General features: G+C 57.9%; 22 protein-coding genes and 1 pseudogene. 10 read left to right on the top strand and 13 right to left on the bottom strand.

All coding sequences use genetic code 11. From position 1 onward, the window contains the following. Positions 1–21: 21 nt before the first annotated feature. Positions 22–870, bottom strand: coding sequence for a choline ABC transporter permease subunit (gene choW, locus ACODSJ_RS23905; protein ID WP_489104094.1), 849 nt, complete (start codon positions 868–870; stop codon positions 22–24). A gap of 464 nt (positions 871–1,334) precedes the next feature. Between choW and ACODSJ_RS23900 the strand changes: the two genes are divergently transcribed. Both ACODSJ_RS23900 and ACODSJ_RS23895 read left to right on the top strand, forming a co-directional pair. Beyond that, positions 1,335–2,039, top strand: a complete 705-nt coding sequence (locus tag ACODSJ_RS23900; RefSeq protein WP_489104093.1) for a TetR/AcrR family transcriptional regulator — start codon at positions 1,335–1,337, stop codon at positions 2,037–2,039. Beyond that, the gene (locus ACODSJ_RS23895) at positions 2,029–2,814 is read left to right on the top strand and encodes a pyrroline-5-carboxylate reductase family protein (protein WP_489104092.1); all 786 of its coding nucleotides are present in this window, start codon (positions 2,029–2,031) and stop codon (positions 2,812–2,814) included. The genes ACODSJ_RS23900 and ACODSJ_RS23895 overlap by 11 nt, the downstream gene beginning before the upstream one ends. 28 nt (positions 2,815–2,842) lie before the next feature. Here ACODSJ_RS23895 and ACODSJ_RS23890 read toward each other — a convergent pair whose 3' ends face one another. The 6 genes from ACODSJ_RS23890 to ACODSJ_RS23865 all read right to left on the bottom strand — a co-directional run bounded on the left by ACODSJ_RS23890 (position 2,843) and on the right by ACODSJ_RS23865 (position 6,595). Next, positions 2,843–3,169 (bottom strand): hypothetical protein, encoded by a 327-nt coding sequence (locus ACODSJ_RS23890; protein WP_489104091.1) that lies wholly within the window; start codon positions 3,167–3,169, stop codon positions 2,843–2,845. 70 nt (positions 3,170–3,239) lie between these two features. Continuing rightward, positions 3,240–3,719, bottom strand: a complete 480-nt coding sequence (gene arsN2 / locus ACODSJ_RS23885; protein WP_489104090.1) for an arsenic resistance N-acetyltransferase ArsN2 — start codon at positions 3,717–3,719, stop codon at positions 3,240–3,242. Between the two features lie 14 nt (positions 3,720–3,733). Continuing rightward, positions 3,734–4,432: an arsenical resistance protein ArsH gene (gene arsH, locus ACODSJ_RS23880; RefSeq protein ID WP_489104089.1), complete on the bottom strand. Its 699-nt coding sequence runs from the start codon at positions 4,430–4,432 to the stop codon at positions 3,734–3,736. Between the two features lie 15 nt (positions 4,433–4,447). Next, the gene (locus tag ACODSJ_RS23875) at positions 4,448–4,918 is read right to left on the bottom strand and encodes an arsenate reductase ArsC (protein WP_489104088.1); all 471 of its coding nucleotides are present in this window, start codon (positions 4,916–4,918) and stop codon (positions 4,448–4,450) included. 29 nt (positions 4,919–4,947) lie between these two features. Then, positions 4,948–6,231, bottom strand: a complete 1,284-nt coding sequence (locus ACODSJ_RS23870) for an arsenic transporter (RefSeq protein ID WP_489104087.1) — start codon at positions 6,229–6,231, stop codon at positions 4,948–4,950. Between the two features lie 22 nt (positions 6,232–6,253). Then, positions 6,254–6,595 (bottom strand): metalloregulator ArsR/SmtB family transcription factor, encoded by a 342-nt coding sequence (locus tag ACODSJ_RS23865; protein WP_489104086.1) that lies wholly within the window; start codon positions 6,593–6,595, stop codon positions 6,254–6,256. A gap of 242 nt (positions 6,596–6,837) precedes the next feature. Here ACODSJ_RS23865 and ACODSJ_RS23860 point away from each other — a divergent pair. Beyond that, a pseudogene (locus ACODSJ_RS23860) lies at positions 6,838–7,396 on the top strand (transposase); the annotation flags it as partial. Here ACODSJ_RS23860 and ACODSJ_RS23855 read toward each other — a convergent pair. Genes ACODSJ_RS23855 through ACODSJ_RS23845 form a run of 3 tightly spaced genes read right to left on the bottom strand, consistent with a single transcriptional unit; the run spans position 7,383 to position 11,034 of the window. Beyond that, positions 7,383–7,766 carry a VOC family protein gene (locus ACODSJ_RS23855; protein ID WP_336072563.1) on the bottom strand — a complete coding sequence of 128 codons (384 nt, stop codon included), beginning with the start codon at positions 7,764–7,766 and terminating at the stop codon, positions 7,383–7,385. The pseudogene ACODSJ_RS23860 and the gene ACODSJ_RS23855 overlap by 14 nt on opposite strands. Positions 7,767–7,813: 47 nt before the next feature. Then, on the bottom strand, positions 7,814–8,938 hold the full coding sequence (locus ACODSJ_RS23850) for an S-(hydroxymethyl)glutathione dehydrogenase/class III alcohol dehydrogenase (RefSeq protein ID WP_489104085.1): 1,125 nt from the start codon (positions 8,936–8,938) through the stop codon (positions 7,814–7,816). Positions 8,939–8,997: 59 nt separating this feature from the next. After that, positions 8,998–11,034, bottom strand: a complete 2,037-nt coding sequence (locus ACODSJ_RS23845) for an oxidoreductase (RefSeq protein ID WP_489104084.1) — start codon at positions 11,032–11,034, stop codon at positions 8,998–9,000. Between the two features lie 212 nt (positions 11,035–11,246). On the opposite strand from ACODSJ_RS23845, the gene ACODSJ_RS23840 reads away from it, so the two are divergent. The 7 genes from ACODSJ_RS23840 to ACODSJ_RS23810 all read left to right on the top strand — a co-directional run bounded on the left by ACODSJ_RS23840 (position 11,247) and on the right by ACODSJ_RS23810 (position 17,350). Next, complete coding sequence (locus ACODSJ_RS23840; RefSeq protein ID WP_489104083.1) at positions 11,247–11,996, top strand: electron transfer flavoprotein subunit beta/FixA family protein; 750 nt, start codon at positions 11,247–11,249, stop codon at positions 11,994–11,996. Further along, entirely contained in the window at positions 11,996–12,931 is a 936-nt protein-coding gene (locus ACODSJ_RS23835; RefSeq protein WP_489104082.1) for an electron transfer flavoprotein subunit alpha/FixB family protein, read from the top strand. The genes ACODSJ_RS23840 and ACODSJ_RS23835 overlap by 1 nt, the downstream gene beginning before the upstream one ends. 202 nt (positions 12,932–13,133) lie before the next feature. Next, complete coding sequence (locus ACODSJ_RS23830; RefSeq protein WP_489104081.1) at positions 13,134–14,033, top strand: glycine betaine ABC transporter substrate-binding protein; 900 nt, start codon at positions 13,134–13,136, stop codon at positions 14,031–14,033. A gap of 66 nt (positions 14,034–14,099) precedes the next feature. Next, positions 14,100–15,119 (top strand): Ldh family oxidoreductase, encoded by a 1,020-nt coding sequence (locus ACODSJ_RS23825; protein ID WP_489104080.1) that lies wholly within the window; start codon positions 14,100–14,102, stop codon positions 15,117–15,119. A 26-nt stretch (positions 15,120–15,145) separates the two neighbouring features. Further along, complete coding sequence (locus tag ACODSJ_RS23820; protein ID WP_489104079.1) at positions 15,146–15,781, top strand: dimethylsulfonioproprionate lyase family protein; 636 nt, start codon at positions 15,146–15,148, stop codon at positions 15,779–15,781. A 51-nt stretch (positions 15,782–15,832) separates the two neighbouring features. Beyond that, positions 15,833–16,081 carry a transcriptional regulator gene (locus tag ACODSJ_RS23815; RefSeq protein ID WP_489104078.1) on the top strand — a complete coding sequence of 83 codons (249 nt, stop codon included), beginning with the start codon at positions 15,833–15,835 and terminating at the stop codon, positions 16,079–16,081. A 279-nt stretch (positions 16,082–16,360) separates the two neighbouring features. Further along, positions 16,361–17,350 carry an isopenicillin N synthase family dioxygenase gene (locus tag ACODSJ_RS23810; RefSeq protein ID WP_489104077.1) on the top strand — a complete coding sequence of 330 codons (990 nt, stop codon included), beginning with the start codon at positions 16,361–16,363 and terminating at the stop codon, positions 17,348–17,350. 54 nt (positions 17,351–17,404) lie between these two features. Here ACODSJ_RS23810 and gbdR read toward each other — a convergent pair whose 3' ends face one another. Genes gbdR through ACODSJ_RS23795 form a run of 3 tightly spaced genes read right to left on the bottom strand, consistent with a single transcriptional unit; the run spans position 17,405 to position 19,654 of the window. Further along, a complete protein-coding gene (gene gbdR, locus ACODSJ_RS23805; protein ID WP_489104076.1) occupies positions 17,405–18,427 on the bottom strand; it encodes a choline metabolism transcriptional regulator GbdR in 1,023 nt (340 codons plus the stop codon). A 41-nt stretch (positions 18,428–18,468) separates the two neighbouring features. Next, positions 18,469–19,425: a GlxA family transcriptional regulator gene (locus ACODSJ_RS23800; RefSeq protein WP_489104075.1), complete on the bottom strand. Its 957-nt coding sequence runs from the start codon at positions 19,423–19,425 to the stop codon at positions 18,469–18,471. Between the two features lie 10 nt (positions 19,426–19,435). Beyond that, a complete protein-coding gene (locus ACODSJ_RS23795; RefSeq protein ID WP_489104074.1) occupies positions 19,436–19,654 on the bottom strand; it encodes a M24 family metallopeptidase in 219 nt (72 codons plus the stop codon). Positions 19,655–19,695: the final 41 nt, after the last annotated feature.

The following is a 19,695-nucleotide window of genomic DNA, read 5'->3' as shown; positions in this document are numbered from 1 at the left end:
CGTCTTCGAAACGAATGATGCTCATGCGTCACCCCCTACTTTTGCGTCGGGTTGTCTGCAGATTCGGTCGAGCATGATCGCCAGCAGTACGATCGCCAGGCCGGCTTCGAAGCCGAGGGCAATATCAGCGGTGTTCAGCGCGTTGACCACGGGCTTGCCAAGCCCGTCGGCACCCACCAGTGCGGCGATCACGACCATGGAGAGGGACAGCATGATGCATTGGGTGATGCCGGCGGCGATGCTGGGCATGGCATGAGGCAGTTCGATGCGCGCCAACAACTGGCGGCGTGAACAGCCGAAGGCCTTGCCAGCATCCATCAACTCCTCGGGAACATCACAGATGCCCAGGTAGGTCAGGCGAACAGGGGCGGCGATGGCGAATACCACCGTAGAGATCAACCCCGGAACGACCCCCAGGCCGAAGAGTGTCAGGGTGGGAATCAGATAGACGAAGGTGGGCACGGTCTGCATCAGGTCGAGGACTGGCCGCAAGGCCGCATAGAACCAGGGGCGATGTGCCGCGACGATGCCCAGCGGTACGCCGATGACCACGCAGACGAGCGTGGCAAAAGTCACTTGAGCGAGGGTCTCCATGGTCTCCTGCCAGTAACCGAGATTGGCTATCAACAGGAACGAAAGGGCCACGAAGAGAGTGAGGCTCACCTTGCGTTGAATGTAATGGGCAAGCAAGGCAAATACAGCGATCAACGCCAAGGGGTTGAACCAAAGGAGCATGTTGGTCAATGCGGTGATAACGCCAGACAGCGACAACGATATGGCGTCGAAAATACCTGCGCCATGTTGAGTCAACCATTCGACATACCGGGCGATATGCTCGCCCAGTGGAAGCTTCTCTTGTGTAATCCACATATCACTAGTCCGGCTTATGGAAAGGAACAGCGCGCCGACAACCGCCCAGGCGCAGCGGCGTGTGCCAGCTTTGCAGGCAACACAAAGCGACTGCGCGAGACGTCGTGTAAGCAGCTATCGAAGTTGGGGCAGGGGATGAGTAACGGAAGAAGCGGGTGTCAAAACCAGTTGCCTCGGCATTCTTTGGCCGAGTGTCGAAGGTCTTTTAGAAGTGTGCACTGCAAGATTCATGATGGCGGCTCGTTGTTGTTTTGGTTTGGAGTCCGTTGCCTGTGGGGATAGTTATCCAGCCGCCTTTTTCGGACAAATCATTTTATGTCGGTGGCTCATGAGTTTTTGTCATTAATGAGCCGCGACTTCGGCGATGTCGGCACCGATAAAGTCAATCAAATGTACTTAGGTGTACATTTTGCGCTCGTCCAAGTACATTCGCGTAACGCACTATTTGAAAGAAGGTAAGCAAGATGTCCCAGTTAGGGAAAGCCCGTGGTAAATCTCAGGATGCCGGTTGGCGCGGGTCGCCGGAAGGCTGGCTGGAAGCGGCCTACGAGGCCCTGAAGGAGTCGGGCATCGATGCCGTTCGAGTCATGCCGCTGGCCAAGCGCCTGGGGTTGTCGCGCACCAGCTTCTACTGGTTCTTCGAGGATCGCGAGCAACTGCTGGCGGCGTTGCTGTCTCGTTGGCGGGAGACCAATACCGGGGGCTTGATCCGGCAGAGTGAAAGCTATGCCGAAAGCATCTCCGAGGCGATCCTGAATGTGTTCGAGTGCTGGCTCAACCCACAATTGTTCGACTCGCAATTCGAGTTTGCCGTGCGCAGCTGGGCGCTGCAGTCCGCTGAAGTGGCCCAAGAGGTCGCCGCCGTGGACGAGCAGCGAATGAACGCCCTGGCGAGCATGTTCAAGCGCTTTGGTTATGACAGCCAGGGAGCTGATACCCGGGCCCGGACGATTTATCTGACACAAATCGGCTATATCACCATGAATACGAGTGAGCTGATCACCGTGCGTTTCCAGCGCATTCCTCATTACGTGAGCATCTTCACCGGCAAAGTCCCCAAGCAGCGTGAGCTGGACCGCTTCTATGGGAAGTTCGGCTATGCCGAAAAAGAGCCCGGGGTTTTTGTGCCCTTGACGGAGACTTTCGAAGGCAGTGGCGATGATCAGTGAGACCGTGGGGATCATTGGCGGAACCGGCTGGCTGGGCGGCGCGATTGCCAAGGCCGTCCTGGCGAAGGGATTGGTGCCGTCTGGAAACCTGATCATTTCCAATCGTTCGGGAAACCACCCGTTGGTCCAGCAAGGCGCCAGTCTGGTCACGGACAACCAGGACCTGGTGGACCGCAGCGACGTGGTGATCATCGCGGTTCGCCCTGAGCAGTTCGCCAGCTTGAACATCCATGCGCAGGGCAAGACCGTGATCTCCTTGATGGCCGGGATCACGGCGCAGGCCATTGCTGCACAGACCTTGGCTTCGGCGGTCGTACGAGCGATGCCCAACGCGGCGGTGGAAATCGAGCAGTCCTTTACGCCCTGGTATTGTTCGGGCGGGGTAGAGGCGACGACGAAAATCCTTGTGCAGCGCTTGTTCGAATGTGTGGGCGCTGCGGCTGAGGTTCAGGAAGAGGATTTCATTGATTACCTCTCTGCACTCTCGGGCACCGGCCCGGCCTTTCCTGCCTTGTTGATGACGGCGCTGGCCAATCAAGCGATAGCGGCTGGCATACCTTGCGACATCGCGCAGCTTGCCGCGAAAAATGTCGTGGTCAACAGCAGTCAGTTGTTGGTGAACCGTGATGCCCGGCAGATGATCGACGCCTTGATGGCCTACCGCGGTGTAACGGCCGCCGCCTTGCAGGCGATGGGCCAAGGGCGTTTCGAGGAGCAGATTGCAAAGGCGTTGCAGGCGGGGGCCGCGGTGGCTCGCAAGGGGCTTCAAGCCTGATGAACGATCAGGTTCGTGTGCATTTCCGTCACTGGGGTAACGGCCACCACCGCATCGCGAGCAAGCTCGCTCCGGAGAAACGCGTACGCACAAAAACAGACCGACGTGAGGCGGAGATTTTTTTGTAGCTGCCTTTGGCGATTTGCTCGGCGAAGGAGGTGTCGATTTGTTGGGGTTCGGCGATGAGTGCGGTGGTGGCGGATAGGGATTTGACCCAGCCGGCGGCTGGGGCGTCGTGCTGCGGGTGGCCGATGATCAGGGGGGCCTCGTGCAGGGTTGGGTTGTAGGCGGCGACGGTGGCGGCCAGGTCGGTTTCGGTGAAGTACAGTGGTCTCGCCGCTAGGGTGGGCGGCATGGGCCGGAGGGGCTTTTAATCGGGTTTAAGGAGGGGGCGTGACTGGCCGTGCGCCCCATCAGAAGCTGGTTTATGGTCGTGCAGGCTCATCATCGACCGGGCCATTGCTGGCCAACGTCTTTCGCAGGTAGCTGGCTGAAGACGGGCAGAGGGATTTGAACTGCGAGGTTCCTGCTATTTCGGCGGGTGCCAATTCGCGAGGTGTCAGCGCGTAGCCTATCCGCTGGAAGAATGGTGCCTGATTCGTGGTCAGCAAGTGCAGGCTCTGGATGTGCCGTTCATGTGCCAGTCTTTCCATCTCTTTGATGACCAGGCTACCGAGCCCATGCCGACGCTGTTGCGCAGCGATCACCACTGAGCGCAGCAAAGCAGTAGACCCGTGTACTTCTATCCCTGCATAACCGATGTGCTCCCCGGCCAGTTGGAAGACATAGAAGATTCGATCAGGGAGGCTTATGTCATCAGCCGGCAGGCCCGCCTCCTGAAGCGCCTGGGTGAGAGCTGGCAGATCGGCCGGCAGGATGCTGATGGCTTGGAGTGAGTTGATCATTGCGTCCTCGTGTTTCAGATCGAACTGAGATTGACCCGCTTCGATAGGGACTCGGCGGCCTCTTTGCGCTCAGAATATCGATCAACCAGCTCGGGGTGATCCCTGAGCAGCAGCGTAAACCGAACCAACTCCTCCATCACATCGACGACCCGATCATAGTAAGCCGAAGGTTTCATGCGGCCTGCGTCGTCAAACTCCATGTATGCCTTCGGCACCGAGGACTGATTAGGGATGGTGAACATACGCATCCAGCGACCGAGGATGCGGAGCTGGTTGACGACATTGAAAGACTGCGAGCCGCCGCAGACCTGCATCACCGCCAGCGTCTTTCCCTGAGTTGGGCGAATCGCGCCAAGGGCCAAAGGAATCCAATCAATCTGGGCTTTGAAGACTGCGGATACGGCACCGTGACGCTCAGGGGAGCACCACACTTGGCCCTCTGACCACAGAACCAGATCACGCAATTCCTGAACCTTGGGATGCTCAACCGGAGCATCGTCTGGTAGTGGCAAGCCGGACGGGTTGAAGATGCGAGTTTCTGCGCCAAAGTGCTCCAGCAGTCGCGCCGCCTCCTCCGTCAGCAAGCGGCTGAACGAGCGCTCTCTCGTTGAGCCGTAGAGCAGCAAGATGCGTGCCCTGTGATGATTGGCTTGCTGAGCCGCAGGTTTATCAGCGAACAGCGTTTGATCGAGATGAGGTAGGTGGTCTGTCATCGTTCAAACTCTCTCTTACAGGCTTGCAATGTTGTCTAGTGCACGCTTGAGTTCATCGCGGCTCAAGTGCTCGAAAGGAAGTGCCTGGAATGCACGACACCGTAGCTCGATGCGTGCCAGCGTGGCGCGGAAGGCTGCATCCACTGCGCGCTCGTCACCTTGCACGTCGGAGGGGTCTTCCAGGCCCCAGTGGGTCTTCAGCGCCGGGCCGAAGTACACCGGGCAGGCCTCGCCCGCAGCCTTGTCGCAGACAGTGATGACGATGTCCGGCGGATTGCTTTCGAACGCATCGTTACCCTTGCTGCTCAGCCCTTCAATGGAAATACCAGCGCGCTGCAAGGTCGTGAGGCTACGTGGCAGTACTTGCCCCTTGGGAAAGCTGCCGGCGCTGACCGCCTCGAAGCCCTTGGGTGCCAGGTGATTGAACATGGCCTCGGAAAGGATGCTGCGGCAGCTGTTGGCCGTGCACATGAAAAGAACTCGCATACAGTGCTCCTGTGCCCTGTGGGCAACGATCAGAGGGCCAGGCGCAGGGCCAGGGCCGAAAGGGTGATCAGCAAAACCGGTAGGGTCAGCAGGATGCCGACCTTGAAGTAGTACCCCCAGGTGATGCGAATGCCCTTGCGTTCGAGTACATGCAGCCAGAGCAGAGTAGCCAGGCTGCCGATGGGGGTGATCTTCGGGCCCAGGTCGCAGCCGATGACGTTGGCGTAGATCATCGCCTCACGGACGATGCCACCCGAGTCGCTGGCCTGGATCGAGAGCGCGCCTATCAGCACGCTGGGCATGTTGTTCATCACCGAGGACAGGGTCGCCGATAGTAGCCCTGTGCCCAAGGTTGCCGCCCATAGGCCCTGCTCGGCGAGGCGATTGAGCACCAGAGTGAAGGAGTCGGTCAGGCCGGCGTTCTTCAGTCCGTAAACCACCAGGTACATGCCCAGCGAGAAAATCACGACCTGCCAGGGCGCCTCACGCAGTACCCGGCGAGTGGAGATCACATGCCCCTTGGCGGCTACCGCAAAGAGGATGGCCGCGCACACCGCCGCTACCGCGCTGATGGGGATGCCCAGGGGTTCCAGGGCAAACAGGCCGACCAGAAGTACCAGCAGCATCCACCAGCCGATGACGAAGGTCGAATGGTCGCGGATTGCCTCGGCTGGCGCCTTCAGCGCTTGGGGTGCGTAGTGCGCCGGGATGTCGCGGCGGAAGAACAGGTAGAGAACAATCAGGGTTGCGGTAACGCTGGCTAGGTTGACCGGCACCATCACTGATGCGTACTCGGCAAAGCTCAGGTTGAAGTAGTCCGCCGAGACGATATTCACCAGGTTGGACACCACCAACGGCAGGCTGGCGGTATCGGCTATGAACCCTGCTGCCATGACGAAGGCTAGTGTGGTGGCGGCAGAGAAGCGCAGGGCCAGCAGCATCGATATAACGATGGGTGTGAGGATCAGCGCTGCACCATCGTTGGCAAACAGCGCAGAAACGGCTGCGCCCAGCAGCACGCAGAAGGCGAACAGGCGATGCCCGCTGCCACCGGCCCAGCGTGCGACATGCAGAGCCGCCCACTCGAAGAAGCCAGCCTCATCGAGCAGCAAGCTGATGATGATCACCGCGATGAAGGTCGCGGTGGCATTCCATACGATGGCCCAAACGATGGGAATGTCTTGCAGCGAAACCGCACCGACCGCGAGGGCGATAACTGCGCCTAGCGCAGCACTCCAGCCAACGCCAAGGCCTTTGGGTTGCCAAATGACCAAAACCAAGGTGAACAGGAAAACGGCAGCGGCAATCAGCATGGGGAACTCTTACGAAAAGGGGTCAGCAGCAGGTACGGACGGGACGTCCGTGCATGTTGCAAAGACGGGAGGTATCGGTCGCGAGCCAGTCGGTACTGGCTTGCAGAGTGACCTTGAGCACCTCTGCGACCCAGGCCGGCAGCTCCGGGTTGAGGCGGTAATAGACCCATTGTCCCTGGCGCCGGTCGAGCAGTAGGCCGGCGCTGCGCAGCAGCGCGAGATGGCGGGAGATCTTGGGCTGGCTATCGTCCAGTGCGCACATGAGTTCGCAGACGCACAACTCTCCGTGCTCGGCAATCAGCAGCGTGGCACGGGCACGGGTGTCGTCGGATAGGCACTTGTACAGCTCAGGTGGGGTCAGCACGGCAGCTTCTCACTACATATGATTTTCCAAATATACGGAAATCCATATGTAATGGAAGTCCCAGCTTCACGAGTGGTCGAAAATGGCCGACTCTGCCCTCGTCACTCTATCCAGTTGCGAGAGATATCGGGTTGCACTGTTCAAGGCCTGTGCACTGGCGCGGTTGTGTCGAGCTATGGGGGGCAGTGCTTCAGATTTGAGGCCTGGTGAGGGGGTACCCGGTTCGGGCGTGTTTGGCAGGAATGCGTACTCGAGGCGTCGAAGACGTGTTGATCGCGGTAACTCATGGACTTGCAGACGTGCATCGTCCATTTGATCCGCAACAGCCTTGATTACGCGGCATGGAACAAGCGTCGGGAACTGGCCAAAGCGCTTAAACCGATTTACCAGGCACTCAATGCAGACGTCGCCGAGCGGGCCCTGGATGCGTTCGAGACAGGGCCGTGGGGCAAGCAGTATCCAACGGTGGTTGCTGCCTGGAGGCGCGCATGGGATCGAGTCATCCCGTTTTTCGTGTTCCCGCCAGCCATACGAAAAGTGATCTACACCACCAACGCCATCGAGAGCATCAATGCCCAGTTACGTAAGATCATCAAGACAAGAGGTCACTTTCCAACTGACGATGCAGCGACGAAACTAATCTGGCTTGCGCTGCAAAACATCACCGCCAATTGGGGTAGTGCCGCCCATGACTGGAAAAGCGCCATCCCCACCCCAGATAAAAAGCAAAAAAACGGCGCTCCTCCAAAAACGAAGGGCGCCGTTTTTCTTAAGCCAACCTCAAGTCCTATTCAGCCTTGAAGCAATACACCGCGAGCTTGTTCCCATCCAGATCCCGAGCATAAGCCGCATAGGCATTGTCCGCCCAACCGCGTGGGCCTGGGAGACCTTCGCATACACCGCCGTTTGCCAATGCGGCTGTATGGAACGCCAGAACCGCTGCACGGTTCGGTGCCTCGAAGCTCACCGTGACACCGTTGCCGATGGTTGCCGGACTGCCATTGGCCGGGTTGAGTACAAAGAACGAAGGCTTATCGACGCCCCAGATGGAGCCGGCATCGTTGAGATCGGCAACACGCTTGAGGCCGATCTCTTTCAAGGTGGCGTCATAGAACGCGCGTGCTTTTGCCAGATTGTTGGTGCCGACGGTGACATGGGTAAAGACAGACATCTTGGTTTCCTTTCTGTGGTGGGGTTAGTTGGATGATCGACCGGCATTCAGAAATGAATGACGGTGCGGATGCTTTGCCCGGTGCGCATCAACTCGAAGGCGTCGTTGATCTTGTCCAAGGGCATGTTGTGGGTGATGAAGGCCTCCAGCGGGATTTCCCCACGACTGGCCTTCTCCACATAACTGGGAAGCTCGGTGCGGCCCTTCACGCCGCCGAAGGCGCTGCCGCGCCATACGCGACCGGTGACGAGTTGGAACGGGCGGGTACTGATTTCCTGTCCGGCACCGGCCACACCGATGATGATCGATTCGCCCCAACCCTTGTGGCAGCACTCCAGCGCCGCGCGCATCAGGTGCACATTGCCGACGCATTCGAAGGAGTAATCCACGCCACCGTCGGTAAGTTCGACGATGACGTCCTGGATGGGGCGGTCATAGTCCTTGGGGTTGATGAAGTCTGTTGCGCCCAATGACAGCGCGACATTGCGCTTGGCTGGGTTGATATCGATGGCCAGGATGCGTCCGGCGTTGGCCATCTTGGCACCGATGATCGCGGCCAGGCCGATGCCGCCCAGGCCAAAGATTGCCACGTTGGCGCCGGCTTCGACTTTTGCCGTGTTGAGTACCGCGCCGATTCCGGTTGTCACCCCGCAGCCGAGCAGGCAAACCTGATCCAACGGCGCGTCTTTTGAAATCTTCGCCAGGGATATTTCCGGCAGCACCGTGTATTCGGAAAAAGTCGAGCAGCCCATGTAATGGAACAGCGGCAGGCCTTCATAGGAAAAGCGCGAGGTACCGTCGGGCATCAGGCCTTTGCCTTGGGTGGCCCTGACGGCCTGGCAGAGGTTGGTCTTGCCCGAGAGGCAGAATTTGCACTGCCGGCATTCCGCGGTATAGAGCGGGATTACGTGGTCGCCGACCTGCAGCGACGTCACGCCTTCGCCGATGGATTCGACGACACCGCCGCCTTCATGCCCCAGCACCGCGGGGAAAATGCCTTCGGGATCGCTGCCCGAAAGGGTGAAAGCGTCGGTATGGCAAACGCCAGTGGCGATGATGCGAATCCTGACTTCACCAGCCTGGGGCGGTGCAACATCGATGGTGACCAACTGCAATGGTTCATTGGGCGCGAATGCGACCGCAGCCCTTGATTTCAAGGTCTGTGCTGACATGGAAGAGCCTCGTGTCGAATAGGAAAAATTGCCCCTGATCCAGGATCAGGGGCATGACTTCAGATGTCCTTGACCAGCCGCAGCGCATCGTAGATCGCCGCATGGGTATTACGCGCCGACACCGCATCGCCGATCCGGAACAGTTGGAAACGGCCCTGCGGGTTGGTCACGATATTCTGGGTTTTCCCGGCGATCAGGTTGTGCTGTTCGACCGCGCCGTTGTTGCTCGAATGCGGGCGCAGCTCGAAGTACAAATCGTCCAGGGGCAGGGTGCCGTGGTTGATCACCACCTGATCGACCACGCGCTGTTTGTGTACCTGGCCGTAATCGCTGCCAAAGCTGGCGACCAGCTGCCCGTCACGCTTTTCCACGGAGTCGACCCGATACGTGACGGTGAAGGTGACGTTCAGGTCTTGCAGGCTGCGCATGTAAGGCACCAGGTTCATCGCCATCACCTCCGGAGCAAACGACCGGTCCGGCGTGACGATCTCCAGCTTCGCACCGCTGTTGGCGATGACCTCGGCCGCTTGTAGCGCCGCGTGGTCGCCGGCATCGTCGAAGATCAGCACGTTCTGGCCGGGTTTGACGTCGCCGGAAATGATGTCCCAGGTCGATACCACCAGTTCATTGCCGTGCTTGAGCACCTCGGTATGGGGCAAGCCGCCCGTGGCGACGATCACCACGTCCGGTGCCTCGGCCATGACGGTCTCGGCTTCGGCCCAGGTGTTGAAATGGAACTTCACGCCCAGCCGTTCGCACTGCGCCATACGCCAATCGATGATGCTGATCATCTCGCGCCGCCGCTCGCTCTGCGCGGTCAAGCGAATCTGCCCGCCTGGCTGATCCGCCACTTCGAACACCGTAACGTCGTGGCCGCGTTCACCAGCCACCCGCGCTGCCTCCAGACCCGCCGGGCCGGTGCCGATCACCACCACTTTGCGCTTGACCGACGCCTTGGGGATTTCATGGGGCATGGTGGTTTCGCGCCCGGTGGCGGCGTTGTGGATGCAGTACGCAGCACCGCCCTGATAGATGCGGTCCAGGCAGTAGTTGGCGCCGACGCAGGGGCGGATGTCTTCTTCACGTTTTTCGATGATCTTGCGCACGATGTGCGGGTCGGTCATGTGCGCCCGGGTCATGCCGATCATGTCCACCTTGCCAGAGGCGATGGCGTGCCGAGCCGTGGCGACGTCCGGGATCTTGGCCGCATGGAATGTCGGGAAGCCGGTGGCCGAACGAATCTCGCCGGCGAAATCCAGGTGTGGCGAGTTGCGCATGCCCTGGATCGGGATCACGTCGGTGAGGCCGGCATCGGTATCGATGTGCCCGCGCACGACGTTGAGGAAGTCCACCAGCCCACTGTCCTTGAGCATGTGGGAGATCTGGAGGCCATCGCTGGCACCGAAGCCGCCGGGCAGGCCTTCATCGCCGGTGTAGCGCACCCCGAGCAGGAAGTCCTCGCCACAACGTTGGCGGATACCGCGCAGGATGTCGAAGGTGAAGCGCATCCGGTTTTCCAGAGAACCACCGTAGAGGCCGTCGAGATCGTTGGTCAGTGGCGACCAGAACTGATCCATGAGGTGCCCGTAGGCCTGCAGTTCCAGGCCATCAAGACCGGCCGCCTTCATGCGTTCGGCGGCGTCTACGTAATCCTTGATGATCCGGTCGATGTCCCATTCTTCCATCTTTTTCGGGAAGGCCCGGTGGGACGCTTCGCGACGATGAGAAGGCGATACGACGGGGAGCCAGTCAGCCTTGTCCCAGCGCGTGCGCCGCCCCAGGTGAGTCAGCTGGATCATCACCGCCGCGCCGTGTTCGTGGCATTCGTCGGTCAGGTCCTTCATCCATTTGACCACTTCGTCCTTGTACGCCAGCACGTTGTTGAACACCGGCGGGCTGTCACGGGAGACAGCGGCGGAGCCCGCCGTCATGGTCAGTGCCACGCCAGCCTTGGCGCGTTCGACATGATAGGCGCGGTACAGATCCTTCGGCATGCCATCGACAGGGTAAGCGGGCTCATGGGAGGTGGTCATGATCCGGTTCTTGAGGGTCAGGTGTTTGATCTTATAGGGCTGCAGCAGAGGATCGCTGGACATGGTGTTGCGCTCCGGGACAGAACATCAGGCTTGGTTTGACATAACAGTATGTTTAATGTTCATGCATGTCAACGATTGAGACATAGGTGTACATTTTTCTTGCGCGACCAAAAAACCGGGATTAACATCCACTCGAAACACGGGGGAGATCTGGCTGGTTGGTGCCGATCTTTCTGCATCGATCAGAAATACGAACGACTAGGCGAGGAACCATGAAAGTGCTCGTTGCGGTAAAACGTGCCATCGACCCGAATGTGAAAGTCCGGGTAAAGGCTGACGGTTCAGACGTCGAGCTCAATGGCGTGAAGATGGCCTTGAACCCATTCTGCGAAATCGCGGTGGAGGAGGCGATTCGCCTCAAGGAAAAGGGGCTGGCATCCGAAGTGGTGGTGGTCTCGGTGGGCACTTCGGCCGCCCAGGAACAGTTGCGCACGGCCTTGGCGCTCGGCGCGGACCGGGCGCTGCTGGTCGAGACGAGTGCGCGACTCGAACCGCTCAACGTCGCCAAGTACCTGAGCAAAGTGATCGATCAGGAAAAGCCGCAATTGATCCTGTTTGGCAAGCAGGCGATCGACCAGGAGAACAACCAGGTCGGGCAAATGGTCGCCCAGTTGATCGGCAGCGGCCAGGCCACTTACGCCTCAGCCGTCAGTCATGTCGACGGGCAATGGGTTGTCGAGCGCGAGGTCGACGGTGGTAGCCAGGTGCTCGCCCTCGCCATGCCGGCCGTTGTGACCTGCGACCTACGCCTGAACCAACCGCGCTACGCCTCGTTGCCGAACATCATGAAAGCCAAGAAAAAACCGCTTGAAATCATTGCCGCTGACACCTTGGGCGCGAGCGTGAAGGAACACGTTCGATTGTTAGGGGTTGTCCCGCCTGCGGTGCGCAAAGCGGGCATCAACGTCGGTTCGGTGGCCGAACTGGTGGATAAACTGAAAAACGTTGCGGGGGTGATTTGATGCGTACATTGGTGATCGCCGAGCACAGTGCAGGTCAACTGACGGCTGGTACGTTGAGTGCCGTGACCGCCGCCATGGCGCTGGGTGCCACGACGGATTTGCTGGTAATAGGCGGCACGCAGGCATCTGCAGTGGCCCAACAGGCAGCACTGACCCAGGGCCTGGACCGAGTGCTGCTCGCACAAGGGGCCATGTTCGAAAACGTCCTGGCTGAAAATACCCAGCCGCTGATCACTTCACTGGTGGCCGAGGGGTATACCCACCTCGTTGCCGACGCCAGCAGCATGGGCCGCAATGTGTTGCCACGGGTCGCGGCCAGCCTGGATATCGGCATGCTTTCCGATGTCACCCACATCGTCTCGGCGGACACTTTCCAGCGTCCCATTTATGCCGGCAATGCCATCGCCACGGTGCAGTCCCTTGACCCGATCAAGTTGCTCACCGTCCGTGCTTCGGCGTTTGCCCAGGCCTTGTCCCATGATCATCGTTGCGAAGTGGCGGCGGTGGAGGGCGGGCAAAGCGCGAGCAACGTGCGTTTCGTGAGTGAACAACTGACGGCCAGCGAACGACCTGATCTGTCGAGCGCCCGTGTCGTCGTGTCCGGTGGCCGCGGGATGCAGAGCAAAGAGAATTTCGCCCTGATCGAGCGGGTGGCGGACAAGCTTGGCGGTGCGGTAGGCGCCTCGCGCGCCGCAGTGGATTCGGGTTTCGCCCCTAACGATTTGCAGGTCGGCCAGACGGGGAAAATCGTCGCGCCGGAGCTGTATATCGCAGCAGGTATCAGTGGCGCCATTCAACATTTGGCGGGCATGAGTGGTTCAAAGGTCATCGTTGCGATCAACCAGGACGCTGAGGCACCGATTGCCCAAGTGGCGGACTACATGTGGGTGGCGGATGTGTTCGAGGCTTTACCAGCGCTCGAAAAAGCATTGTGAGTACATACATTTATATGCTCCGCCAAACGGCGGAGGAGGGCCGAACGACCTGAATACATGAAGGGCTTTCGCATGACTAAAACTTATCCATGCATAACATTAAATCCCTTGAGGAGTGTAATGGCACTCTGTTTTGATGAGGGAACGTTAATTTTTCTGCTGCCCTGCCAATAACTATTAATACAGTACGCGGAGATGCACCATGATTACGTTATCCAGTAAAACATCTATCGGTTGGCTTGCAGGCTTGGCGATGGCCGCCAGTAGCCTGATGGCTCACGCCGAGGAACCCACGCCTATCCGTATTGGATGGGTGAACTGGTCGGATACGGAAATCGCTGTAAAGCTGGCCGATACGGCATTGCGCGACCACTTGAAGCAACCCGTCAAATTGGTACTCGCCGATATCGGTATTCAGTTCCAGGCCTTGGCTAACGGCAGTATCGACTTGATTCCGATGGTCTGGCTGCCGAGCACTCACAAGGCGTTCTACGACAAATACCAGGACAAGCTCGAAGACCTCGGTGTGCTGTATGAAGGTCGCATCGGCATGGCCGTGCCAACGTCCATTCCGACCAGCGAGATCGCCAGTGTCGAGGATCTGAATAAACCAGAAGTGCGGGAGAAACTTGGTGGCAAGATCCTGACTTCGGAAGTGGGTAACGGCCAATACAAACTCACGGAAAAGGCCATCCAGGAATATAAGCTCGATGGCTACAAGATGGTCGCCTCTTCAGAGTCTGGAATGCTGAGCGAGCTGGATCGCAACCTCAAGCGTGACAAATGGTCGTTGATCAACGCTTGGAGCCCACACTGGATGTTCGCCAAGTGGCCGCTGCGCTACCTGGATGATCCGAAGCAGATTTTTGGTGGTGCCGAGCAGATTCATGCGGTCGCACGCAAAGGTTTCAGTGCCGAACACCCCGATGTCGCCCGGTTCTTCGCCAACTTCAAGATCCCCAAGGCTGACCTTGAGAAGTTGATGTCGAGTGCCCGTGACAGCTCGGCAGACAAGGTCGTTGCAGAGTACTACGCCGCCAACAAGCCACGCTTCGAGGCGATGTTCGGCAGCCAGACCGCCTCTGCGACGCCGTCCCAGTAAGGTTTTTGCTATCCAATAGCTGTGTTGCAGTCCGGTGCCCTTCGTGAAGGGCTCCGGATTCATCGAATGGACATTCAGGCGATACCCTTGAAAACCACAGCCTATCGTCACTTTGCCTTGGATGAGGCGGTCGACTGGGTGACGCATCTCTGCGCATCGAAGGGCTGCTCACCAGCGGTCGCCCACTCATTGGCCCACGCCACCGTAGCAGCGCAAGCACGCGGTAACCAGGCCGTGGGGTTTCGGCACCTTGCCGATTACTTGCCGGGCTTTTCATCCGGACGGATCAATCCACGGGCCGAACCGCGAATCGCTTCCGCTGGGGCGATTATTCTCAAATCCGATGCCCGAGGCGGAATTGCCCAGCTTGGCGTAGATCGATGCTTCGATTCGTTGTGTCATGCCGCGAACACCAATGGCATGGCTGCGCTGAGCCAGTGCAACAGTTTCACCAGCGGTGAACTCGGTGCCTACACGTTGCGGTTTGCCCAGGCCGGATTGATTGCCTTGGCGGTCGCAAACGGTCCAGCGCTGGTTGCCGTTCCAGGTGCCAAGGGCAAGACCTACTCGACCAATCCGCTCTCATTTGCCGCGCCTTCGGCCGATGGCATCCCGTTTCTGTTCGACCAGGCCAGCAGTGCCGCGGCATTCGTGAACATTGCTCACGCTGCCTCGACCGGCAGCGACATTCCCGAGGGCTGGGCGGTGGATCAGGATGGCAACGGAACTCGTAACGCCTTGGCGGCGCTGGGTGGGGCGCTGCTGCCTTTTGGTGGGCATCGTGGGGCCAACCTGATGCTCATGATCGAGGTCCTGGCGGCGGGACTCACGGGTGCCAACTGGTCGTTGGATTCACCGGCTTTCAATCAAGGAAGCCAGACGCCTGGCTGCGGCTTGCTGATCCTGCTCTTCGCACCGGCATTCTTTTCAAGCGGATTTGAGCAGCGACTTTCCAGCCAATTGACCCGCCTGACGCAGATGGGCGTCCACAGGCCGGGATGGGAACGGCAACACTCAACGGCCACCGCACAGAATGATGGGATCAGTGTTCCCGTTGATCTGCTGGAACAGTTGAGTCGTCTGTAAGCCCAGTTCGATACGTTGCTCGGAAAATGGAATCGAAAGCGATGATAAACAGCACTGAAGAGCCGTCGTGGAGTAGGGACATTATCAGCAGCGGGGACTTGCTCAGGCGTTCGCTTCAGAACGTCCTGTCGGGTTGCGGTTGCGATGAGGCGCCAGTACATGCCGCGTCTCTAAGTACGGCCCGATGGAGTATCAGGAAGACTGCGCAGACTTCAAAGGCGCTGCCAGGTCATTTGCAGTGCCATCTATCCAAGGCGCTTGGCGCTGCGCCCAGGACCAATGATGACCTGATATCGATACTGGCTGCGCTGAGCACGCTCTTGCCCCATCTTCCCTGGATAAACCGCCAAGCCCTGGGCGACCAGGACAGCGCTTTCGTGGAGCGGCATCGCCACGGGATGATCGTAGGTCCAGGAGGGTTATTCGAATGTTCCACCTTGACCTTGGGGTTGGCGCTGATGATGCCCGAGACCCGCTACCCCTATCACCAACATCCGCCGGTTGAGTTCTATCTGGTTCTGTCGTCGGGCGACTGGTATCGGGAGGATGTGGGCTGGTGGAGTCCTGGGGCAGGGGGGCTAGTCTTCAACTCCCCATCCTGTGTCCATGCAATGAAGTCGACGGATGTTCCACTTCTGGCCCTGTGGGGCCTGATGAGTTAACGCCTCGTTATAAGCGTAAGTGTATTCGGACAGTGATTGAGAGGATTAGATATGGTGGTGACCACGCAGGGCATCAAGTTGGATGAAGAAACGCGAGCCAGGCTGAAGTCAGCGTCGGCTAAGTTGGATCGCACCGCCCATTGGTTCATGAAAAAGGCAATTCTTAATTTTATTGAAAAGGTTGAAGGCGGAGCGGGCATCGAAGAATTTATCGCGGTCGAACTATTGGAAAAAGACACGAGGCGCCACAGCATCGCACGCCGACGTTGTAAGGATTGCAGCGCTGATGAGCTGACTTGATGACAAGCCCAGGATCTGCCAAGTCCTACGATCATTGATGCCCCACCGACTTAAACAACCCGAGCAACGCCTTGCATATGACATCGAGCGATAGAGGCGTGGCCTTGTCTTCATGATTGATTTTTCCTCATGAATATTGAATGAAAAATGGTTTGTGAGTGCCCGTTTGGTCCTGAACAATAACTTCAGCATAAGGGATCGAGATCAACTTTATTGATCCCGGCGCTATGACTCACTTCAGGATAATTAAGATACGGCGCTTTCGTTGAGGATCGACCGATGATTCAGATGACCGATACCAGGCTTGCAAGCAAACAGACCACATTCGACGAAATTCCTTTTATTGATATCGGACCGTTGCTCGATGGGAGTGATCCACGAAAAGTTTCTCGCCAAATTGGAGAAACCTGCGAAAAAGTTGGGTTTTTTTATATTAGGAATCATGGCGTGCCGCGCCCATTGATTGACGCAATGTATGCTCAGACGAAAGGCTTCTTCGCCATGCCTTTTGATGAAAAGAATAAGCTGAACGTGGTCCATTCAGGTCCCACGCTTCGCGGCTATATTCCTATGTACGCGGAAAATGTCGATCCGGAGAATACCCGAGATTTCAAGGAATGCTTCGACTACGGTGCGCACGATGACGAAGTATCTCCGTTCTTCGGGGCGAATTTGATGCCGGCTGAGCCCGCGCAATTTTCAGAGGTCTGCGAGTCCTATCATCGTGCAATGCTCGATCTGGCGCGTAAGCTCATCAGTGCCATTGCGCTGAGCCTCGACCTGCCTGCGGACTACTTTGAAAAACTGCAACGCAAACCGATCACAATCCAGCGCTTGCTGCACTATCCCTCGCAGAGTGGCGAAATTTCACAAAAGGAAATCGGGATCGGAGCGCACACGGACTATGGGTTTCTGACGATCCTTTTCCAGGACAGAGTCGGCGGCTTGCAAGTACGCAACCGCGCAGGTGAATGGGTCAGTGCTCCACCGGTGGAGGATACGTTCATTGTCAACATCGGTGACCTGGTGCAAACCCTGACAAATGATCGCTATACCTCGACCATGCACCGCGTCATCAATACGAGCGGTGTCGAGCGGTATTCCATTCCATTCTTCATTGACTTGGATTTTGACGCGGTGGTCGAGACCGTGGCGACGTGCATCAGCGTCAGCAACCCGGCGAAATACACGCCCTACACCTGCGGCCAACACAAATACAGTCGCTTTGTCGCCAGTTACAGCCACTTGCAGGCTGTCGGGGCTGTTTAACGCCCACCCTGGGTGGATGAATGCTCCATGCATCCGAGCCCATCAAAAAACTGGTCACCGTCCATGTGAAGGGGCGGTGACTGAACGGGAAGGCATTGAGGTTGTCCCACCGGCATTTGACGAAGCGCGTTCATCACGAGGCGTTACGCCGAAATGCCCGCTATAGCTTCTGGTGAAATGCGCAGTTGAACCAAAGCCGCACAGCGCGCCTATTTTCAGGATGGGCGATGAAGTCTGCTTCAACAACTGTTGTGCCCGGACTAAACGCAGCTTGAGGTAGTAGCGCGACGGAGAGTGGTTCAGGTACTTATGAAACAGCCGCTCCAATTGGCGACGTGAAATACCGACCTTGAATGCCAGCGCGTTGAGTTCGAGAGGGGCATCCAGATGGGCCTCCATCAACAGGATGGCCGCTTGCAGCCTGGGTTGATTTTCACCCAGCGTATGTCTGAGCGGTATCCGTTGCTGATCCTGGTCGTCTCGCATGCGTTCATACACGAACATGTCGGAAATCGCCGCGGCCAATTCGCGGCCGTGCTCGCTCCGGATCAAGTGCAACATCATGTCCATCGGTGCTGTACCTCCTGACGAGGTCAAGTGCCTTCTATCGATGGAGAACAGGTGCGGCGTGATATCTGCTTCAGGAAATGCTTCGCGCATCATCGTCAGGCATTGCCAGTGGACACTGCAGCGGTGTCCTTCCAGCAGTCCGGCCTTGCCCAAGGCCCAGCTCCCTGTACAGATGGCCCCCAACTTGCGGCCCAGGCGGGCCTGGTTCTGCAGCCAAAGCACATGTTCATGGCTTACGCTGTCCTGGACATCCATCCCGCCGCACACGATCACGGTACATAACGCAGGGGCTTCGTCCATGTTGGTGTCGGGTGTTACTTGCAGGCCGGCACTGGCCCGCACGGGCTTTGCATCTTTGCCCAGGGTGACCCATCGGTACAACTCTCTACCGGAAAGTTGATTGGCCATGCGCAAGGGTTCTATTGCCGATGCCAGAGAGATGAACGTGAAATCATCCAACAATAGGAATCCGACGGATCGTGGGGCAGGGGGCAGCGAGGTGGACACTGTGTTGCGCTCCTTTTGGATGTTGCTTACCTGTGCAGCTCTCATAGCTCGTGGCGACTTTCCCTCGACGGCGGATAACCAAAAAAAGAGCTATAGCATTTACTGAAATGGGGAGTAGAGACAAAACCGCAGGCAATCGAAACATCGATGATCGTCAGGCTTGAGTTCTGTATCAGGCGCTGGGCGCCTTTAAGTCGTAGTTCCAAGTAATAGCGCTGTGGGGGGACCCCCAATTGCTCCTGGAAAAGACGTTGCACTTGACGTTTTGATAATTGAACACATGCGGCGAGTTGATCCGGGCCTAACGGCTCTTCCAAGTTACTCTCCATCAAGGTGATTATTTCTCGTAGCGGGGCGCTGACCTTGCCGTCTTGAATCCGTACTGAAGCACGAAACCTGGATTGGTCATGATCCAGCAGGTCAAACACCGCGTTTGCGACGTTCTGATCAAGCGCCCTGTAAAGCCACCTCATCATCATTTGAAAAGCCCCCGCAGGGCTGGCCGCCGTGAGTCGGTCTCGATCAAATACCACGGCGTCGAACGTCACGTTCGTGTTCGGCGAGGATTCGGATAAGGCGATCCGTTGCTCGGCGTGAATGGCACAGCGGTAGCCGTCCAGTAGCCCGGCTTTGCCCAGATACCAGGCGCCATTCCATAGCCCTCCGAGCGCGACGGGCATGCTGGCGAGCTTGCTCAAGAGCTTTACCAACCCGGCAGGCACGACTCTAGGCGTGCGCAACCCACCACAGACAATCATCAGATCCAGGGCGGCGATTCTAATATCGGTCAGGGGCGTGTCCGGTCTGATGGGAATGGCCAAGTCGCTCATGACTTCGGAGTCGTTGCGACTGAATGTATGAACTTTTGCCGAGCCTGGCCGGATCAGATTTGCCGTTACGAGCACATCCAGGCATTGCGTGAAACACGTCAGGGAGAAGTTATCAAGCAAGAGAAATCCTACGCTTGATGTTTTATGAGCTTCAATTAACTGGCTCATCACTCAAGCCTCATATCCGCAGAAAGCTGTCGTCGAAGGGGTAATGTGTCAGCAGTTCATAGCCGGTTTCAGTGACGAGTACTTGATTCTCCAACTTGATGCCATCCCGACCACCTATTTCCCCTACATACGCTTCGACACAAAGGGCCATGCCCGCTTGCAGTTCGCCTTCGTATCCGTAGGACTCCAAGTCTTCCGGGTAGCGGATGCTCGGGTGAACGAGCCCCATGAAAGACAGGACACCGTTTCCCCCTTACGATAAGGGATAGG

This window comes from Pseudomonas sp. FG6 (assembly GCF_057809015.1).
This window is presented reverse-complemented; position numbering and strand designations above follow the sequence as displayed.

Excerpts from the sequence above, each read along its gene's own strand:
- choW (WP_489104094.1), bottom strand. The coding sequence starts at position 870 with ATGTGGATTACACAAGAGAAGCTTCCACTGGGCGAGCATATCGCCCGG.
- ACODSJ_RS23900 (WP_489104093.1), top strand. The coding sequence starts at position 1,335 with ATGTCCCAGTTAGGGAAAGCCCGTGGTAAATCTCAGGATGCCGGTTGG.
- ACODSJ_RS23895 (WP_489104092.1), top strand. The coding sequence starts at position 2,029 with ATGATCAGTGAGACCGTGGGGATCATTGGCGGAACCGGCTGGCTGGGC.
- ACODSJ_RS23890 (WP_489104091.1), bottom strand. The coding sequence starts at position 3,169 with ATGCCGCCCACCCTAGCGGCGAGACCACTGTACTTCACCGAAACCGAC.
- arsN2 (WP_489104090.1), bottom strand. The coding sequence starts at position 3,719 with ATGATCAACTCACTCCAAGCCATCAGCATCCTGCCGGCCGATCTGCCA.
- arsH (WP_489104089.1), bottom strand. The coding sequence starts at position 4,432 with ATGACAGACCACCTACCTCATCTCGATCAAACGCTGTTCGCTGATAAA.
- ACODSJ_RS23875 (WP_489104088.1), bottom strand. The coding sequence starts at position 4,918 with ATGCGAGTTCTTTTCATGTGCACGGCCAACAGCTGCCGCAGCATCCTT.
- ACODSJ_RS23870 (WP_489104087.1), bottom strand. The coding sequence starts at position 6,231 with ATGCTGATTGCCGCTGCCGTTTTCCTGTTCACCTTGGTTTTGGTCATT.
- ACODSJ_RS23855 (WP_336072563.1), bottom strand. The coding sequence starts at position 7,766 with ATGTCTGTCTTTACCCATGTCACCGTCGGCACCAACAATCTGGCAAAA.
- ACODSJ_RS23850 (WP_489104085.1), bottom strand. The coding sequence starts at position 8,938 with ATGTCAGCACAGACCTTGAAATCAAGGGCTGCGGTCGCATTCGCGCCC.
- ACODSJ_RS23845 (WP_489104084.1), bottom strand. The coding sequence starts at position 11,034 with ATGTCCAGCGATCCTCTGCTGCAGCCCTATAAGATCAAACACCTGACC.
- ACODSJ_RS23840 (WP_489104083.1), top strand. The coding sequence starts at position 11,247 with ATGAAAGTGCTCGTTGCGGTAAAACGTGCCATCGACCCGAATGTGAAA.
- ACODSJ_RS23835 (WP_489104082.1), top strand. The coding sequence starts at position 11,996 with ATGCGTACATTGGTGATCGCCGAGCACAGTGCAGGTCAACTGACGGCT.
- ACODSJ_RS23830 (WP_489104081.1), top strand. The coding sequence starts at position 13,134 with ATGATTACGTTATCCAGTAAAACATCTATCGGTTGGCTTGCAGGCTTG.
- ACODSJ_RS23825 (WP_489104080.1), top strand. The coding sequence starts at position 14,100 with ATGGACATTCAGGCGATACCCTTGAAAACCACAGCCTATCGTCACTTT.
- ACODSJ_RS23820 (WP_489104079.1), top strand. The coding sequence starts at position 15,146 with ATGGAATCGAAAGCGATGATAAACAGCACTGAAGAGCCGTCGTGGAGT.
- ACODSJ_RS23815 (WP_489104078.1), top strand. The coding sequence starts at position 15,833 with ATGGTGGTGACCACGCAGGGCATCAAGTTGGATGAAGAAACGCGAGCC.
- ACODSJ_RS23810 (WP_489104077.1), top strand. The coding sequence starts at position 16,361 with ATGATTCAGATGACCGATACCAGGCTTGCAAGCAAACAGACCACATTC.
- ACODSJ_RS23800 (WP_489104075.1), bottom strand. The coding sequence starts at position 19,425 with ATGAGCCAGTTAATTGAAGCTCATAAAACATCAAGCGTAGGATTTCTC.
- ACODSJ_RS23795 (WP_489104074.1), bottom strand. The coding sequence starts at position 19,654 with ATGGGGCTCGTTCACCCGAGCATCCGCTACCCGGAAGACTTGGAGTCC.